This window comes from Burkholderia sp. NLJ2 (genome assembly GCF_049487195.1).
Classification (GTDB): Bacteria; Pseudomonadota; Gammaproteobacteria; order Burkholderiales; family Burkholderiaceae; genus Burkholderia; species Burkholderia pyrrocinia.
Window position 1 is genome coordinate 770,890 of the sequence record NZ_CP137810.1, and the last position, 17,226, is coordinate 788,115.

General features: G+C 67.5%; 13 protein-coding genes. 10 read left to right on the forward strand and 3 right to left on the reverse strand.

Features of this window, described 5'->3' with window-relative positions; genetic code table 11:
• Positions 1 to 60: 60 nt before the first annotated feature.
• Complete coding sequence (locus R9B84_RS25820; RefSeq protein ID WP_423762848.1) at positions 61 to 843, reverse strand: Crp/Fnr family transcriptional regulator; 783 nt, start codon at positions 841 to 843, stop codon at positions 61 to 63.
• 921 nt (positions 844 to 1,764) lie between these two features.
• Between R9B84_RS25820 and R9B84_RS25825 the strand changes: the two genes are divergently transcribed.
• The 5 genes from R9B84_RS25825 to polX all read left to right on the forward strand — a co-directional run bounded on the left by R9B84_RS25825 (position 1,765) and on the right by polX (position 7,884).
• A complete protein-coding gene (locus R9B84_RS25825; RefSeq protein WP_423762849.1) occupies positions 1,765 to 2,547 on the forward strand; it encodes a Crp/Fnr family transcriptional regulator in 783 nt (260 codons plus the stop codon).
• Positions 2,548 to 2,579: 32 nt separating this feature from the next.
• Positions 2,580 to 3,965 carry an undecaprenyl-phosphate glucose phosphotransferase gene (locus R9B84_RS25830; protein ID WP_423762850.1) on the forward strand — a complete coding sequence of 462 codons (1,386 nt, stop codon included), beginning with the start codon at positions 2,580 to 2,582 and terminating at the stop codon, positions 3,963 to 3,965.
• Positions 3,966 to 4,250: 285 nt separating this feature from the next.
• A complete protein-coding gene (locus R9B84_RS25835) occupies positions 4,251 to 5,291 on the forward strand; it encodes a glycosyltransferase family 4 protein (protein WP_423762851.1) in 1,041 nt (346 codons plus the stop codon).
• 311 nt (positions 5,292 to 5,602) lie between these two features.
• Positions 5,603 to 5,995 (forward strand): TraR/DksA family transcriptional regulator, encoded by a 393-nt coding sequence (locus R9B84_RS25840; RefSeq protein WP_423762852.1) that lies wholly within the window; start codon positions 5,603 to 5,605, stop codon positions 5,993 to 5,995.
• A gap of 164 nt (positions 5,996 to 6,159) precedes the next feature.
• Positions 6,160 to 7,884, forward strand: coding sequence for a DNA polymerase/3'-5' exonuclease PolX (polX, locus tag R9B84_RS25845; RefSeq protein WP_423762853.1), 1,725 nt, complete (start codon positions 6,160 to 6,162; stop codon positions 7,882 to 7,884).
• A gap of 387 nt (positions 7,885 to 8,271) precedes the next feature.
• Here the strand turns inward: polX and ald are convergent, their stop codons facing one another.
• Positions 8,272 to 9,387 carry an alanine dehydrogenase gene (gene ald, locus R9B84_RS25850; protein WP_423762854.1) on the reverse strand — a complete coding sequence of 372 codons (1,116 nt, stop codon included), beginning with the start codon at positions 9,385 to 9,387 and terminating at the stop codon, positions 8,272 to 8,274.
• A gap of 323 nt (positions 9,388 to 9,710) precedes the next feature.
• On the opposite strand from ald, the gene R9B84_RS25855 reads away from it, so the two are divergent.
• Positions 9,711 to 10,127: a DUF3995 domain-containing protein gene (locus R9B84_RS25855; protein WP_423762855.1), complete on the forward strand. Its 417-nt coding sequence runs from the start codon at positions 9,711 to 9,713 to the stop codon at positions 10,125 to 10,127.
• A gap of 12 nt (positions 10,128 to 10,139) precedes the next feature.
• Here the strand turns inward: R9B84_RS25855 and R9B84_RS25860 are convergent, their stop codons facing one another.
• Positions 10,140 to 10,724, reverse strand: coding sequence for an RNA 2'-phosphotransferase (locus tag R9B84_RS25860; RefSeq protein WP_423762856.1), 585 nt, complete (start codon positions 10,722 to 10,724; stop codon positions 10,140 to 10,142).
• Between the two features lie 602 nt (positions 10,725 to 11,326).
• On the opposite strand from R9B84_RS25860, the gene R9B84_RS25865 reads away from it, so the two are divergent.
• The 4 genes from R9B84_RS25865 to R9B84_RS25880 all read left to right on the forward strand — a co-directional run bounded on the left by R9B84_RS25865 (position 11,327) and on the right by R9B84_RS25880 (position 17,192).
• Positions 11,327 to 12,067 carry a gluconate 2-dehydrogenase subunit 3 family protein gene (locus R9B84_RS25865; protein WP_423762857.1) on the forward strand — a complete coding sequence of 247 codons (741 nt, stop codon included), beginning with the start codon at positions 11,327 to 11,329 and terminating at the stop codon, positions 12,065 to 12,067.
• On the forward strand, positions 12,067 to 13,845 hold the full coding sequence (locus tag R9B84_RS25870) for a GMC family oxidoreductase (RefSeq protein WP_423762858.1): 1,779 nt from the start codon (positions 12,067 to 12,069) through the stop codon (positions 13,843 to 13,845). The genes R9B84_RS25865 and R9B84_RS25870 overlap by 1 nt, the downstream gene beginning before the upstream one ends.
• Positions 13,842 to 15,266, forward strand: a complete 1,425-nt coding sequence (locus R9B84_RS25875; RefSeq protein ID WP_423762859.1) for a c-type cytochrome — start codon at positions 13,842 to 13,844, stop codon at positions 15,264 to 15,266. Before R9B84_RS25870 ends, R9B84_RS25875 begins: the two co-directional genes overlap by 4 nt.
• 207 nt (positions 15,267 to 15,473) lie before the next feature.
• The gene (locus tag R9B84_RS25880) at positions 15,474 to 17,192 is read left to right on the forward strand and encodes a cation:proton antiporter (RefSeq protein WP_423762860.1); all 1,719 of its coding nucleotides are present in this window, start codon (positions 15,474 to 15,476) and stop codon (positions 17,190 to 17,192) included.
• The last annotated feature ends 34 nt before the right edge of the window (positions 17,193 to 17,226 follow it).

The following is a 17,226-nucleotide window of genomic DNA, read 5'->3' on the forward strand; positions in this document are numbered from 1 at the left end:
ACAAACCGCTAACCCCGCACGCAGGCGCCGCACGAATCGGCGCGGCAATCGGCGTGGTTATCAGGCACGCGATGCGGCCGGCACGCCCGAGTCGGCCGACAGGATGCGCTTCATCTCGTCGCGCACGATCGCGCGGCAGCCGCACGACATCTTCTCGAGGCCGTCAAGGTCGGCGAGCTCGATCGAGCTTCGGTATTGCCGGATCAGGCCGAGCTTCTGGATTTCGCCGGCGGCGTCCGTGACCGTTTCCCGCCGCACGCCGAGCATCTGCGCCAGCATGCTGTGCGTGACCTGGATCTCGATGCTGCGCGTGCGGTCGTACGCCAGCAGGAACCATCTGCATAACTGATGTTTGAGCACGTGATGACGGCTGCAGAACGTGATCTGCGAGACCTGCGCCATCAGCAGCCGCACGCAGACGAACACGAGATGGCGGATCACCGGCGACACGTCGAACGCGGCCGCGAACACGCGCCGGTCGAGCCGGTAGACGAAGCCGTCGCGGCAGGCGACGGCACGGCACGGCATGTGGCCGCTGCCGCCGATCACGTCGTCGCAGACCACGCTTTCGCTGCCGATCTCCGCGACCTCCAGCGTCATGCCGCCGGACGACACGTACTGCAGCGAAATCGCCGTCGTGACGGGCAGGTAGACCGCGGCGAGCATTTCGCCGGGTTCACAGAGCACTTGCCCCGATTTCAGGTGAACGAGTTGGAGGTGGGGAATCAGCGTGGCGAGCTCGTCGCGGTCGACGGCCGCGAGAAAGCGGTTTGCATCGAAGCTGTGGGAAAGCTCGATCATGCCGTTCGCGTGCGCGACGGCGTCGGGGGCCTGGTGAGTCACGGCGCATCCTCGTTGGGTGGCGGTCACGCGTCGTCGCGGCGATACCCCGGAAAAGGGAATTTCGCACGCTCGTGCGGACTTGTGTTCATCGAAAATCGAATGACGATGCTGCGGAAAGGCTAGCACGCAATTGAATTCAACCAATTGCACATTGCGTCATTTCACAAAGTTTGACGATTTTGATTGAGTGAAAACGTTATGCGGATTTAATGATTCATTTTTACGGAATTAATCATCCTGAAGTGGAATGACAGGCTGGTCAGCCATTCAATGTCGATCGGGAATCAATCGGTCGAAGCCGCCCATCATACGAGGAAAGCGTCGCGAGTTCATTGAACATTATTTGACAAATAAGCGTGCATTTAACAAATGTCCATAAATATCAATGGCTTGCGTGCGATATGTGCGATAGCAGACGGAGCCTTGAATTAGCGTGCCGATTCAATTTTGAGACAGTTTGAAACGACCGTGTGACGCGTGAAGGAGCTGTCTCGCGCCGTTCGGCACATCACGGAAACAATTGAAAATCGCCTGTAAGTATATGACCGACAAGCCTCGCAGCACCGCTGCGGGGGTTCCGAGCAGATGCCCGCAAATTGGTCAGTTGAATGCTGTTCAGTGTCCGTCGTGCGGAAGAGTGTCCGGAAATGAGACGTTTTTTCGAGTTTCAGGCGGGTTATTCGGTCGATCTAAATCGGACGTGATTCATATATTAAGGATGGGCGGGTATTGGCACGTAAATCGCTTATTCGGGCTGGCGTGTCGAAACGGGACGGTCGACTCAATCCAGCGGTGAAAGCCGATGGTCGGTCGGATTCAGGGTTGTGGGCCGCAACCGCTGTCTACGTCCGGGCGCGCATCGCGATAACGAGTTCCGTGCAGGCGGCTGCAGGCGGCGCGGACGATAAAAGGGATACAGACATGCTTCATCTTCACTCGAGCTACTCGGCGAATGCCATCCTCGATGCCCTCCCGGAGGACAGCATCCGCACCATCGCACCGCATCTCGAACTGGTCAGGATCAAGGCCGGCATGCTCGACCGGGTCGGCGAGCCGACGCGCCACCTGCATTTCCCGACGACGGCAATGATGTCGGTGCAGCACCTGATGGAGGACGGCGCGATGGTCGAGGTGGCGGTGGTCGGCCGCGAGGGCGTGGTCGGGCTTGGCACGCTGGTCGGTGGCGTCGCGGCATCGAACCGGGTCGAGGTGCGCATCGGCGGCATGGCCTATCGCGTGCCGACCTGCGTGATGCGCGCCGAATTCGAACGGTCGCCCGAGACTTATCGGCTGCTGCTCAACTACTGCCAGGCGACGATGGCGCAGATCTCGCGCAGCGCGCTGTGCAACCGGCATCACTCGGTCAGCGAGCAGCTCAGCCGCTGGCTGCTGCTGGTGCACGACCGCATCGACGGCGACGAGTTGACTGTGACGCAGCAGACGATCGCGAACATGCTCGGCGTGCGGCGCGAGGGCGTGACGGAAGCGGCCGGCAACCTGCAGGAAGCCGGGCTGATCCGGCAGCGCCGCGGCCGCATCACGCTGCTCGACCGCGACGGCCTCGAACATCACGCGTGCGAATGCTACAACCTGATTCGCGCCGACTATCGCAGGTTGCTCGGCACGCGCGGGAATGCGCGGCCGACGCCGGTGCGCCCCCGCATGCCGGACGCACGTTGCGGATTCCCGGCACATGGTGCGTGACGATGCAGTCGATGTCCGGTGGAGCGAATACGATGCGGCGTGCCGCGATCGCGGCGACCGACGTCGTGCTCGTGCTGGCAGGGGCGCTCGCGGCGCAGGCGGCGTCGGGCCTGGCGTGGCGCGAGCTGTCCGATGCGCAGCGCGGGGCGATCGCGCTGCTGTGCGTGTTGACCGCGGCGCTGCTGCCGCGTTACCTGCGCACCGTGCGCGGCGGCGTGGCACCGCGTGGCGGCACACACGTACTGACGCAGACGATGGTGGCCGTCGTCTGCGCGAGCGTGCTGACGGTGGCCGGCACGATATGGATCATGAACCGCGGCGGCACGGTCACGACACGCTGGATCGTACGCACGGTGCTGGCCGGCGATGCGGCGCTGCTGCTCGGCCGCGCCGCGCTGCTGGCGCTCGCGCTGACGCGTGACGACCCACGCACGCGGCAGCGCCGCGTGGCCGTCGTCGGCGCAACCGCGTATGGGCGCGTGGCGATCGAGCGGATGCAGCTCGCATCGAATGGCCCGTTCGTGGCAGCCTGCGTCTTCGACGACGATGCGCCGGCCGCCGCAGGCGGCATCGGCGGCGTGCCGGTGATCGACGACTGGAACGCATTGCGCGACATGATTCGCGGCGGCGAGATCGACGAGGTATGGCTGACGCTGCCGATGTCGCACGAGTGGCGGATCCAGCGCATCGTGCGCGAGCTGCGCGACGAGTTCGTCGAGCTGCGGCTGTTGCCCGACGTGCGGCAGATGGCGGTCGTCGATCGCTCGGCGACCGACGTGCTCGGCATGCCGGCGATCAATCTCGCGACCACGCCGCGCTCCGCGCCGGAGCTGTGGGCGAAGTTCGCGTTCGACAGGCTGTTCGCGGTCGGCGTACTGATTCCGTTGCTGCCGCTGCTGTCGATGCTGGCGATCGCGGTCAAGCTGTCGTCGCCGGGGCCCGTGCTGTTCAGGCAGCGCCGCAAGGGCGTCGACGGCCGCGAGTTCGACATCCTGAAGTTCAGGACGATGCGTGTGCATCGCGTACAGCCGGGCGTCCTGCGGCAGGCGTCGCGCAACGATTCGCGCATCACGCGCGTCGGCGCGTTCCTGCGGCGCACGTCGCTCGACGAGCTGCCGCAGTTCTTCAACGTGCTGTTCGGGCAAATGTCGGTCGTCGGTCCGCGTCCGCACGCGCTCGAGCACGACGACTTCTATCGGCAACTGATCGACTGCTACATGTACCGCTACCGCGTGCGGCCCGGCATCACCGGATGGGCACAGGTGAACGGCTATCGCGGCGAGACGCGCAAGGTCGAGGCGATGGCCGCGCGCGTGAAGTTCGATCTGTTCTACATGCAGAACTGGAGCTTCTGGTTCGACATGAAGATCATCCTGTTGACGGTCGTGCGCGGCTTCATCGGGCGCAACGCATTCTGAGGATCGCGAATCGTCCGGAAAGCGCTGCGTTGTGCGGTCGAACGTACCGACCGGACCTCGGGCGGCGAACACACTGACGGCACAGTCGCACCCCGCGCAACGGGGTGTCCGGCGGCGCGCAAGCGCGCCGCAGCCATCGGAACAGTCACGATCATGTCAACGTCGATTCGGGAGCGAAGCGTACCTGTGTTGCAGGAAGCGTGCGCGGAGCGGGGCGTCGGCACCGCCGCGCAAACCACGCGGTTGCGCCGCCTCGCAATCAACGGAAAATTCACTGCGCAGCGCATGACGGGCGTTCAGCGGGTGGCATACGAACTGACGGCTGAACTCGCGCGCATCGCGAATGCCGACGATGCACCGGCGCTCGTCGTGCCGTCCGATCACGATCCGGCGGCATTGCCGGCCGGCGCGCGGTCGCAGACCTCCGATCGCCGGCACGGCACGCTCTGGGAACAATGGACGCTGCCGCGCACGACGCGCGGCCGGACCTTGCTGAGCCTGTGCAACATCGGGCCGCTGGCGAAGCGCGATCAACTGCTGATGATTCACGATGCGGCGATTTTCGATCTGCCGGCCGGTTATTCGCTCGCGTTCCGTCTGTGGTATCGCTTCGCGTTCTCGATCCTGAAGCGGCGCGCGCGCCATATCGTGACGGTCTCGCATTTTTCGCGAGCGCGGCTGGCCGCGCGGCTTGGCGTGCCGCCTGCACGCCTGGCGGTCGTGCCGGGTGCGGTCGATCATATCGACCGGATCGATGCCGACCCCGCCGTGCTGTCGCGGCTGAATCTGGAGACGGACCGCTACGTGCTGTTCGTCGGGTCGCTCGCGCCCGGCAAGAATCTCGTGCGCGCGCTTGCCGCGATCGCGCTGATGCGCGAGTCGCACCCGACGTTGCGCTTCGTGATCGCGGGCGGTGCCAATGCGAAGATCTTCGGCGCACGGGCAGCCGGCTTGCGCGAAGACGACCCGTACATCACGTGGGCCGGCTACGTGACCGACGGCGAACTGAAGGCGCTGTACGAGCACGCGGGCTGCTTCGTCTTTCCATCGTTGTACGAAGGGTTCGGGCTGCCGCCGCTCGAGGCGATGCGGTGCGGCTGCCCCGTCGTCGTGTCGCACGAGGGCGCACTGCCGGAAGTCTGCAGCGGCGCGGCGCTGTTCTGCGATGCGTATTCGCCGCCGGATATCGCGGCGTCGATCGCGCGCGTGATGGACGATCCCGAACTGCGTGCGCGGCTGCGCACGATGGGCCGCGAGCACGCACGGCGTTATAGCTGGCAGCGCTCGGCGCGCGCGTTGCTCGACATCGTTCGCGCCGATGCCTGACATGCGATCACGCAACGTTGCGCCGCGTATCGGACGATCCCCGCGGCGTTTGCATCAGACGAATCCGGTCAAGCCGCGTTTTCGCGTCCGTCCCCAGTTTCCGCACGCGTGCGCCGCGCGCCGCGTGTCGCGCTGATTCCGGTCAACACACGCGTGTTCAATGGGTTTATCCTGCGTCGAATGCATCCGGCGCTTCGTGCGTCCGGGCGCACATCCGGGCGCGGCGGCGCCGGTCGTGTCTGCCTGCCGCGCACCGGCGCGACACCGCGCGCCACACTTTCCGCGCGGAACCCGGAACAGGAGAGACGGCCATGGCGCTCGACCAACAACAACGGCAGACGCTGCAACAGCGGCTGAAAGATAGCGAGCAGACGCTGCGTGCGGAAATCCGCACGAGCGAAGACCAGCGCGCGTCGGAATCCTATGCGGACCTCGCCGGCGCGTCGCCGGACGAGGGCGACGAGGCGAACGCGGATCTGTTCGTCGACGTCGATCATGCTTTGATCGGCATGAAGCTGACCGAACTGCGCGCGATCGGGCGCGCACAACTGCGGATGCGCGACGGCAGCTACGGCGAATGCATCGATTGCGACGCGCCGGTCGGCTATGAGCGCCTGCTCGCGCGCCCGGCGGCCGAACGCTGCACGCATTGCCAGTCGATCTACGAACGACGCTACGCGACGACACCGCGCGCATCGCTCTGACGTCGCGCTCCCGCTCCCGCCTTCGCGCTGCACGCTGCACGCGCTGCGCGGCCGGCGTAGGATGACGAACGGGCGCCCGGCGGCGTCGACATGCGGCGCCGGGCGGGCAGACGCCGTCGCGCACGCGTGCGGCGCCATCCACGTGGAAGGGAGCCACGCCGATCATGCCGATCCACAACGCCGAGTGCGCGGCCGTGTTCGCCGAGATCGCGGACATGCTCGAGATCCAGGGTGCCAATCCGTTCCGCGTGCGTGCGTACCGCAACGCCGCACGGACGATCGCCGACTACGGGCGCGACATCCCGACGATGATCGCGAATGGCGACGATCCCGGGAAGATTCCGTCGATCGGGCCCGATCTCGCATCGAAGCTGCGCGAGATCGCCGCGACCGGCACCTGCGAACTGCAGCAAACGCTGCGCCACGCGCTGCCGGGCGCGATCGTCGAGCTGCTCGACGTGCCGGGGCTCGGCGCGAAACGCGTGAAGGCGTTGCATGACGCACTGCACATCGATTCGCTCGAACAACTTCGCGTCGAAGCGAAAAGCGGGCACGTGCGCGAGCTGCCGGGCTTCGGCGCGAAAACCGAAGCGCATCTGCTCGAAGCGATCGACGATCGCCTGCACCGCGAACCGCAGCGCTTCCTGCTGCCGGATGCCGCACACGCGCTGACGCCGTTGCTCGAACGCCTGCGCGCGGTCGCAGGCGTCGGCAAGGCCGTGCCGGCCGGCAGTTTTCGCCGCCGCCGCGAGACGGTCGGTGATCTCGACATTCTCGTCACCGCACGCGATCCGGTTGCGGTTGCCGACGTGTTCGTCGGCTACGGCAAGGTGGCGCGCGTGCTCGCGCACGGCAAGACGAAGTCGAGCGTCGTGCTCGACAGCGGGTTGCAGGTCGACCTTCGCGTGGTCGACGCCGATGCGTTCGGCGCGGCGCTCGTCTATTTCACCGGATCGAAGGCGCACAACATCGCGCTGCGCAGGATCGCGCAGGCCGGCGGGCTGAAGATCAACGAATACGGCGTGTTTCGCGGCGACGAGCGGATCGCCGGCACAACGGAGGCGTCGGTCTACGCCGCAATCGGGCTGCACGACGTGCCGCCCGAGCTGCGCGAGAATCGCGGCGAGATCGACGCATCGCGCGCCGGCACGCTGCCGGCGCTGGTCGAGCGCAAGCACATCCACGGCGACCTGCATGCGCATACGAACACATCGGCCGGCCGCGACAGCCTGCGTGCGATGGCCGACGCCGCGCGCGCACGCGGGCTTACGTACCTGGCCGTCACCGACCGCGCACCGCCTGCCGGCGGCGGCCGCAACGGCGTCGAATGGCTCGCGCGGCAGCTCGACGAGATCGATCGCGTCAATGCGTCGTTCGACGATTTCGTGCTGCTCAAGGGTGTGGAAGCGGGCATTCGCGAGGACGGCAGCCTCGACGTGCCCGACGCGATGCTCGGCCGGCTCGATCTCGTCGTCGGCGCGGTACGCGATGGCTTCGACCTGTCGCGCGCCGCGCAGACCGACCGCATGCTGCGCGCAATGGATCATCCGCATTTCACGATACTCGCGCACCCGACCGGCCGCATGCTCGGCGAGCGCGACGCATGCGAACTCGACGTGCCGCGCGTGATCGCGCAGGCCGCGGCGCGCGGCTGCTTCGTCGAACTCGATGCGCAGCCGCGGCGGCTCGACCTGCCGGACATCTGGTGCCGCGAGGCCGCGAAGGCCGGCGTGCCGGTCGCGATCGGCTCGGATGCGTGCAGCGCCGACGAACTCGACAACCTCGCGTACGGCGTCGATCAGGCGCGCCGCGGCTGGCTCACGCGGCCGGACGTGCTCAACACGCGCACGCTCGCGCAACTGCGGCCGTTGCTGGCGCGCACGATGTAGGGCCTGTTCCCGCTAATAACGGGCTTGCGCTGGCCCCCAGAAGGGCCAAGCGCAAGGAATGCGACGAAGCGAATACTCGACGTATTCGCGAGGAGCATGACGCGGCGATCGGCCCTTCTGGGGGCCAGCCCCACGAATGAATTTTTCCAAACAGGGGAACATGCTTTGCCGGCCGTATTGCGGCGTCGATCGTCGCTTGTTTGGCTCGGCCAAACGGCGCTCTTCACTCCTTGCACTACGACCGGCAACGCACGTTCGCAAGCCCGTTATGAGCGGGAACAGGCCCTGGGGCGGCGGGTCGAAGCGGAGCCGGTCGAAGCGCGCGTGAGGGCGGCCGGCGGCGCGTGCGTCACGCGCCACCGTGCGCTCGACATCGAGCCGGCACCGTCATGGGAGCACGCCGGCGGCCGGCACATAAGGCAGGCCGAGCGCCAGCGCGACCGCCTCGTACGTGATGTGCCCGTCGCAGACGTTCAGGCCCGCGCGCAGGTGCGGATCGTCGGCCATCGCCTGCTTCCAGCCCTTGTCGGCGAGCGCGAGCGCATGCCCGAGCGTCGCGTTGTTCAGTGCGAAGGTCGACGTGCGCGCGACCGCGCCGGGCATGTTCGCGACGCAGTAGTGCACGACGCCGTCGACGACGAAGGTCGGGTCCGCATGCGTTGTCGCATGCGATGTCTCGAAGCATCCGCCCTGGTCGATCGCGACGTCGACGACGACGGCGCCCGTGCGCATCGTCGCGATCATGTCGCGCGTGACGAGCCGCGGCGCCGATGCGCCGGGCACGAGCACGGCGCCGATCACGACGTCGGCATCGCGCACGGCTTCGTCGATCGTCTGCGCATTCGAGCAGACGGTCGTGATCCGGTTGGCGAAGACGAGGTCGAGCTGGCGCAGGCGGTTCACGTTGTTGTCGAGCACGGTGACGCGCGCGCCGAGGCCGACCGCCATCTGCAGCGCACCGGTACCCACCACGCCCGCGCCGAGCACGACCACATGTGCGGCCGGCACGCCGGGCACGCCGGCCATCAGCAGACCGCGGCCGCCGCGCGGGCTTTCGAGGTGGGTCGCCGCGACCTGGATCGACATGCGTCCCGCCACTTCGCTCATCGGCGCGAGCAGCGGCAGGCCGCCGCCGGGCCCCGTCACGGTTTCGTAGGCGATGCAGACGGCGCCGGACTTCACGAGCGCGGCCGCCTGTTCGGGATCGGGCGCGAGATGCAGGTACGTATAGAGAATTTGCCCGCGCCGCAGCATCGCGCATTCGGCCAGCTGCGGTTCCTTGACCTTGATGATCATGTCGGCGCGCGCGAAGATTTCGTCGGCGCCGTCGCAGAGCGACGCGCCCGCGGCCGTGTAGTCGTGGTCGAGCAGGCCGATCGCCGTGCCCGCGCCGCGCTGCACGAGCACGGTGTGGCCGTGCCGCGTGAGTTCGCGTGCGCTGGCCGGCGTGAGGCCGACGCGGTATTCGTGGTTCTTGATCTCCTTCGGCACACCGATCAGCATGAGTCGCCTCCATGGCCTTCGTTATCGTTGTCGTGCAGGTGCGCCGCGCGGCGAACGATGCACGTGCGGCCGGTTGCGCAGGGGCATGCCGACGGCAGTACTGGAATACCAGCGTAGTAGTGCGCGGAGGGAAGTCAAGCGGGCGGCCGGCGTGACGATGCCTGCGCATTGCACCGCAGCACGCGCCGCGGCGGGTTGCGACCGGGCGTCGCAATGCACGCACTGGCGGGTTTCGGTATCGTCATGCGTGGCGCGGGCCGGGGCCGCGTGCCGGAACCCTTCCGGCAAAACAACGAGACAACCAGACAAGGACATTTACCGACATGACCGGTGCGTATTTCAGCGTGCCGACGCTTTGCGCGCTCGCGCTCGTTCACGTCTACTGGGCGTTCGGCGGGCGGCTCGGCAAGCGTGCGGCCATTCCGGAACAGGACGGCGTACCGCTGCTGCGGCCGACCGCCGTCGGCACGCTTGCCGTCGCGGCGGCGCTGCTGGCCGGCGCATGCGTGGTCGCCGCGCGTGCCGGCTGGCTGGGGCGGAACGCGTATCCCGGCACGATCGCGTTCGCGATCGTTGCGTTCGCATTGATCTTCGCGGTGCGGGCCGTCGGCGATTTCCGCTATGTCGGCTTCTTCAAGCGGATTCGCGGGTCGCGTTTCGCGCGGATGGACACGCTGTATTACTCGCCGCTTTGCGCGGCGCTCGCGCTGTCCCTCGCGTCGATGTTCTGGCCGTGGTGAGCGGCGTGCGGCTCAGCGCGCCGGCGTGTCGATCCGAGTGAGGTATTCGGCCGGCACGGCATCGGTCAGCCAGACGCCGTTTTCGGCGACGAAGAACGTGTGGCCTTGCCGGTGCATGCGCTGCGCATCGACTTCGAGAATCGCGGGCACGCCGTAGCGCGTGCCGACGGCCAATGCAGTCCGGATGTCCGGCGACAGGTGCACGTGATGACGGGCGCCGGGTTTCAGCCCTTGCGCCCGAATCGACTCCAGGAAGCGCGTCGCGGTGCCGTGATAGAGGCGCTCCGGTGGTGGCGCGGCCGGATACCGGCGTTGCACGACGGATGTCGAATGGCCTTGCACCGCACGGATGCGTTGACCGTCGTCGGAGAGGGCGAAGCGTTGCTTGTCGTTGGTCGCGCAGACGGTTTCGATCGTCGCGCGATCGAGCCTGCGCCCGTGACGGGCGGCGCCGGCGATCAGTTCGCCGATGTCGGCCCAGCCTTCCGGGTCGAGTGGCAGGCCGATGGCGTGCGGCTCGTGGCGCAGCAGGTAGCTCAGGTATTTGCTGATGCTGATCGCGTCGGGCGCCAGCGGTTCGTTTTTCTGTGTACTCATGAGACGCGGAGGCTACCAGACCGCCGCGCAGGCCGGCACCGTGCCATTGCCCGCCGTGGCTGGAAAGCGACAGCGATCGGCTGCACCCGACGTAGAACAATCGTCTGCCCGACGTGCTGATCCGCCAGCGATCGCGCCATCCTTGCGCATTCCCGCTTCCGGATTTTTCAATTGTTGCAATTTTCGATGCATTGAATTGCATCGAACCACCTAGTAATGGAACCGGTTCCATTTATAATTCGCGCCACGCGTCGCCGGACCCGAACGAGGGTCGTGCACGCTGCGCTTGCCGTCGGCAAACGCGGCGTCTAAGTTGGATCAGGGTCATGGCGATGGCGGGCAGGTCCGGGCCGACAGGCCGGTATTTGTCCGACGATCAGGTCCGCGAAGAGGCCGATCCGCGCGGCGCCGCCGGAACCGGCACGCACGCGGCTGCATGACGGCGCCGCCGCACATCGCGCGGCCGGTGTCCGCATCGAGGTTGTTCGCAACACACGAATGAACAGGACGGCCAGCCGCATGCGGCATGGCTGCCGTGCCGGACACGCCGCATGCGGAATGCGCGCGTCCGGCCCCCGATCCCCAACGATCAACATCCGACCATGTCCACGCCACCTGACAAACCCAACTCGCGCCGCCGCTTCCTGCGCACGTCGGTCGCGCTCGTGCCGATCGCGTCGGTCGCCGGCTGCGACCTGCGCGCGTCGTCGCCGTCCGCGACGACGGCCGGCAACACGCAAGCCGCATCGGCCAGCGCCGAACGTGCCCCGTACAAGCCGACCTTCTTCGATGCGAAGGAGTGGGCGTTCGTCCAGGCCGCCGTCGACCGGCTGATTCCGGCCGACGCCGAAGGCCCTGGCGCGCTCGAATCGGGCGTGCCCGAATTCATCGACCGCCAGATGGAGACGCCGTATGCGCACGGCGCGACGTGGTACATGCAGGGGCCGTTCCAGCAGGGCGTGCCCGAGCTCGGCTACCAGTTGAAGCTCGTGCCGCGCGACATCTACCGGCTCGGCATCGCGGCCGTCAACCGCTATTGCGAAAAGGCGCACGGCAACGCGTTCGCGGAGCTCGACGCGCCGACGCGCGACACCGTGCTCGGCGCGCTGGAGAGGGGCGGCGCACAGATCGACGACGTGCCGCCCGGCGTGTTCTTCGGCCAGTTGCTGCAGAACACGCGCGAGGGCTATTTCTGCGATCCGGTACACGGCGGCAATCACGACATGGCCGCGTGGAAGATGATCGGCTTTCCGGGCGCGCGCGCGGACTTCATGGATTTCGTCAACCAGAACGGCAAGCCCTATCCGTACGGCCCCGTCTCGATCAACGGGGAGCGCAGCTGATGACCGCAGAGAAAAAGCCGCATGTCGATGCGGTGATCGTCGGCTTCGGCTGGACCGGCGCGATTCTCGCGAAGGAACTGACCGAAGCGGGCTTGAAGGTCGTCGCGCTCGAGCGTGGCGAGTATCGCGACACCTATCCGGACGGCGCGTATCCGAACACGATCGACGAGCTGACCTACAACGTCCGCAAGAAGCTGTTCCTCGACCTGTCGAAGACGACCGTGTCGATCCGCCACGGCGTGCAGGACACCGCGCTGCCGTACCGGCAGCTCGCCGCGTTCCTGCCGGGCGAAGGCGTCGGCGGCGCGGGGCTGCACTGGTCGGGCGTGCATTTCCGGATCACGCCCGAAGAGCTGCGCCTGCGCAGCCATTATGAAGAGCGCTACGGCAAGAAGTTCATCCCCGAAGGGATGACGATCCAGGACACCGGCGTCAGCTACGACGAGCTCGAGCCGCATTTCGATTTCGCCGAGAAGGTGTTCGGCACGTCGGGGCAGGCGTACAAGGTCGGCGGCAAGGTCGTCGGGGACGGCAACGTGTTCGAGGCGAACCGCAGCAACGATTTCCCGTTGCCCGCGCAGCTCAATACCTATTCGGCGCAGCGCTTCTTCGACGCGGCGCAGTCGCTCGGCCTGCATCCGTACCGGCTGCCATCGGCGAACACGTCGGGCCCGTACACGAACCCGTACGGCGTGCAGATGGGCCCGTGCAACTTCTGCGGCTACTGCAGCGGCTACGCGTGCTACATGTACTCGAAGGCGTCGCCGAACCTGAACATCCTGCCGGCGCTGAAGCAGGCGCCGAACTTCGAGCTGCGCTCGAAGTGCCACGTGCTGCGCGTCGACCTCGACGATACGAAGAAACGCGCGACGGGCGTGACCTATGTCGACCCGGCGGGGCGCGAAGTGCACCAGCCGGCCGATCTCGTGATCGTGGCCGCGTTCCAGTATCACAACGTACACCTGCTGCTGCTGTCGGGCATCGGCAAGCCGTACGACCCGATCTCCGGCGAAGGCGTCGTGGGCCGCAATTTCGCGTACCAGAACCTGTCGACGATCAAGGCGTTCTTCGACAAGGACACCTACACGAATCCGTTCATCGGCGCAGGCGGCAACGGCGTCGCGGTGGACGATTTCAACGCGGACAACTTCGACCACGGGCCGCTCGGTTTCGTCGGCGGCTCGCCGCTGTGGGTGAACCAGGCCGGCGTGAAGCCGGTCAGCGGCATCGCGACGCCGGCCGGCACGCCGCAGTGGGGCTCGGCGTGGAAGAAATCCGTGAAGGACTACTACGCGCACACGATCTCGATGGACGCGCACGGCTCGAACATGTCGTACCGCGACGTGTATCTCGACCTCGATCCGACCTATCGCGATTCGTACGGCCAGCCGCTGTTGCGGATGACCTTCGACTGGAAGGACAACGACATCAGGATGGCGCAGTACGTGACCGGGCAGATGAAGAAGATCGCGGAGGCGATGGGGCCGAAGGCGATCGGCGTGTCGACGCGCGAGTTCGGCAAGCACTTCGATTCGCGCCAGTACCAGACGACCCACCTCGTCGGCGGCGCGATCATGGGCACCGACCCGAAGACGAGCGTGCTGAACCGCTACCTGCAGTGCTGGGACGTGCACAACGTGTTCGTGATGGGCGCCTCGGCGCTGCCGCAGGGCATCGGCTACAACCCGACCGGGATCATCGCGGCGCTGGCCTACTGGTCGGCGCGCGCGATCCGCGAGCAATACCTGAAGAATCCCGCCCCGCTGGTGACCATATGAAGAGGACGATGAACCACAACGCAGCGCGCCGCATTTCCCCGGTGCGGCGCGCGCTGGCGGCCGGCGCGGCCTGGACCGCGTTCGGCCTCGCGGGCACCGCGGCCTTCGCGCAACCGGCGGTAGCACCCGCGGCGGCTTCCGGCTCGGCGGTCGTGCCGGCGGCCCGATCCGCCGACGTGAACCTCGTCAAGCGCGGCGAATACCTGGCCCGCGCGGGCGACTGCATCGCGTGCCACACGGCGAGCGGCGGCAAGCCGTTCGCGGGCGGGCTCAAGTTCGACACGCCGATCGGCGGCATCTATTCGACGAACATCACGCCGGACTCGAAAACCGGCCTCGGCGGCTGGACGTTCGACGACTTCACCCGCGCGGTACGCGAGGGCGTGCGCAAGAACGGCGACACGATGTATCCGGCCATGCCGTTCCCGTCCTATGCGCGCCTCACCGACGACGACATGAAGGCGCTGTACGCGTACTTCATGCACGGCGTCGCGCCCGTCGAGCACGAGAACCGCACGGTCGACATCGTGTGGCCGCTGTCGATGCGCTGGCCGCTCGGGATCTGGCGCACGATGTTCGCGCCGTCGCCGAAGCCGTTCGACGCGGCGCCGTACACCGACCCGGTGGTCGCGCGCGGCGCGTATCTCGTGCAGGGTCTCGGCCACTGCGGCGCGTGTCACACGCCGCGCGCGCCGACGATGCAGGAGCGCGGGCTGACCGACGCGGACGGGCCGGACTTCCTGGCCGGCGGCGCGGCGATCGACGGCTGGGTGCCGACGAGCCTGCGCGGCGAGCCGCGCACCGGGCTCGGCACGTGGACGGAAACCGAGATCGTGCAGTTCCTGAAGACCGGCCGCACGCTCCGCACGGCCGCGTTCGGCGGAATGACGGACGTGGTCGGCCACAGCATGCAGCACATGACCGACGACGACCTGAATGCGATCGCGCGCTATCTGAAGACGCTGCCGCCGCGCGTGCAGGGCGAGCAGCCGCACGTGTACGACGCGGCCGCCGCGAAGGCGCTGCAGACCGGCGACGCGAGCAAGCCGGGCGCGGCCGTCTATCGCGACAACTGCATGGCGTGCCACCGCAGCGACGGCCACGGCTACACGCGCGTGTTCCCGGCGCTCGCCGGCAACCCGGTCGTGCAGGGCGGCGATCCGACGTCGCTGATCCACGTCGTGCTGGAAGGCAGCGCGCTGCAGGGCACGCGCACCGCGCCGTCGACCTTCACGATGCCGCCGTTCGGCTGGCGCCTGTCGGACCAGGAAGTCGCGGACGTGTCAAACTTCGTGCGCACGAGCTGGGGCAATACGGGCGCGCCGGTGACGGCCGCGCAGGTCGCGAAGGTGCGCAAGAGCGTGCCGTCGACCCGGCCCGAACCGCCGCCGGGCGCGCGGTTCCCGCAAGCGTCGCGCTGACGGGGCGGCGGGGCGCCAGCCCCGCCTGTCCGACCCGCTTCGAGGTGCCGCCGAGCCCACGCGGCGCCTGCCGTTTCGCCGGGGTTGCACCCCGCACAGGCGCGCCGCTGCGTGAAATTTTCGCGGTGGCGCGCCATTGTTCCGCCTCATCCCTTATCCTTCCATTCTTGAACCTTACTAAATAGTTACAAGAACTTGGGAGGGGGGATGCCCCATGACGTCAGCCTGATTGCGTTGCTCGCGGCCGGTTTCGGTCTCGCGATGATCTTCGGTTACTTCGCGTCGCTGCTGAAAATGCCGCCGCTCGTCGGCTATCTGCTCGCCGGGATCGTGATCGGCCCCGGCACGCCCGGTTTCGTCGGCGACCTGTCGCTCGCGCAGCAGCTCGCCGAAGTCGGCGTGATGCTGCTGATGTTCGGCGTCGGCCTGCATTTCTCGCTCGGCGACCTGCTCGCGGTGCGCAAGATCGCGCTGCCGGGCGCCGTCGTACAGATTACCGTCGCGACGCTGCTAGGCGGCGGGCTCGCGCTCACGTGGGGCTGGAGCCTCGGGGCGGCGCTCGTGTTCGGGCTCGCGCTGTCGGTCGCGAGTACCGTCGTGCTGTTGCGCGCGCTCGAAGGGCGCGGGCTCGTCGAGACGGTCAACGGGCGCATCGCGGTCGGCTGGCTCGTCGTCGAGGATCTCGTGATGGTGCTGGTGCTCGTGCTGCTGCCGCCCGTCGCGGGGCTGCTCGGCGGCACGCCGCCCGGCGACGCGCAGGCGGCCGGCGGTAGCCTGTGGGGCACGCTCGGCGTGACGATGCTGAAGGTCGCGGCGTTCATCGCGCTGATGCTCGTGGTCGGCAAGCGCGTATTCCCGCGCATTTTGTGGCTCGTCGCGCGCACGGGTTCGCGCGAGCTGTTCACGCTGTGCATGATCGCGGCCGCGGTCGGCATCGCGTTCGGCGCGGCGAAGCTGTTCGACGTGTCGTTCGCGCTCGGCGCGTTCTTCGCCGGGATGATGATGCGCGAGTCGGAATTCAGCCGGCGCGCGGCCGACGAGACGCTGCCGCTGCGCGACGCGTTCTCGGTGCTGTTCTTCATTTCGGTCGGGATGCTGTTCGACCCGAAGGTGCTGATCGACGAGCCGCTGCACGTGATCGAGGTCGCGGCGATCGTGCTGGTCGGCAAGACGCTCGCGGCGGTCGCGCTCGTGATCGCGTTCCGCTATCCGCTGAACACCGCGCTGACGGTCGGCGCGGGCCTCGCGCAGATCGGCGAATTCTCGTTCATCCTCGCGGGGCTCGGCCGTGCGCTCGGGCTGCTGTCGGCCGAGGGGCAGAGCCTGATCCTGGCGGTCGCACTGATCTCGATCGCGATGAACACGCTGCTGTTCGCGATGATCGATCCGGCGCTCGCGTGGATCCGCAAGCATTCGGCGTTCGCGCGCAAGCTCGAGGCGCGCGACGATCCGCTCGCCGCGCTGCCGATGTCGACGCCGCAGACGCACCTGACCGGGCAGGTCGTGATCGTCGGCTACGGCAAGGTCGGCACGCGGATCGCGCATGCGCTGGACGAGCGCGGGATCGCGTATGTCGTCGTCGAGCAGAATCGCGAGCTCGTCGAGAAGCTGCGCGCCGACGGCATCGCTGCCGTGTCCGGCGACGCGATCGAGCCGATCGTGCTCGTGCAGGCGCATATCGCGCGCGCCGGGATGCTGGTCGTCGCGCTGCCCGACGTGTTCGACGTGCGGCAGATCGTCGAGATCTCGCGCACGCTCAACCCGACGCTCGAGGTCGTGCTGTGCACGAATAGCGGCGACGAGGCCGCGCTGCTGTCGAGCGAAGGCATCGGCACCGTGTTCATGGGCGAGACCGAACTCGCGCGCGGGATGACCGAGCACGTGCTCGGCCGGATGGTGAAGCCGGTCGCAGCGGCGGCGCATTGACGGCGCGCGGGCAAGGTTGCCCGCGGCGCGAAAA

Bases quoted from the DNA above. Each gene is read 5' to 3' on its own strand.
- R9B84_RS25875 (WP_423762859.1), top strand. From the start codon at position 13,842: ATGAAGAGGACGATGAACCACAACGCAGCGCGCCGCATTTCCCCGGTG.
- R9B84_RS25855 (WP_423762855.1), top strand. From the start codon at position 9,711: ATGACCGGTGCGTATTTCAGCGTGCCGACGCTTTGCGCGCTCGCGCTC.
- R9B84_RS25825 (WP_423762849.1), top strand. From the start codon at position 1,765: ATGCTTCATCTTCACTCGAGCTACTCGGCGAATGCCATCCTCGATGCC.
- R9B84_RS25830 (WP_423762850.1), top strand. From the start codon at position 2,580: ATGCGGCGTGCCGCGATCGCGGCGACCGACGTCGTGCTCGTGCTGGCA.
- R9B84_RS25860 (WP_423762856.1), bottom strand. From the start codon at position 10,724: ATGAGTACACAGAAAAACGAACCGCTGGCGCCCGACGCGATCAGCATC.
- R9B84_RS25880 (WP_423762860.1), top strand. From the start codon at position 15,474: ATGCCCCATGACGTCAGCCTGATTGCGTTGCTCGCGGCCGGTTTCGGT.
- R9B84_RS25870 (WP_423762858.1), top strand. From the start codon at position 12,067: ATGACCGCAGAGAAAAAGCCGCATGTCGATGCGGTGATCGTCGGCTTC.
- R9B84_RS25865 (WP_423762857.1), top strand. From the start codon at position 11,327: ATGTCCACGCCACCTGACAAACCCAACTCGCGCCGCCGCTTCCTGCGC.
- R9B84_RS25835 (WP_423762851.1), top strand. From the start codon at position 4,251: ATGACGGGCGTTCAGCGGGTGGCATACGAACTGACGGCTGAACTCGCG.
- ald (WP_423762854.1), bottom strand. From the start codon at position 9,387: ATGCTGATCGGTGTGCCGAAGGAGATCAAGAACCACGAATACCGCGTC.
- polX (WP_423762853.1), top strand. From the start codon at position 6,160: ATGCCGATCCACAACGCCGAGTGCGCGGCCGTGTTCGCCGAGATCGCG.
- R9B84_RS25840 (WP_423762852.1), top strand. From the start codon at position 5,603: ATGGCGCTCGACCAACAACAACGGCAGACGCTGCAACAGCGGCTGAAA.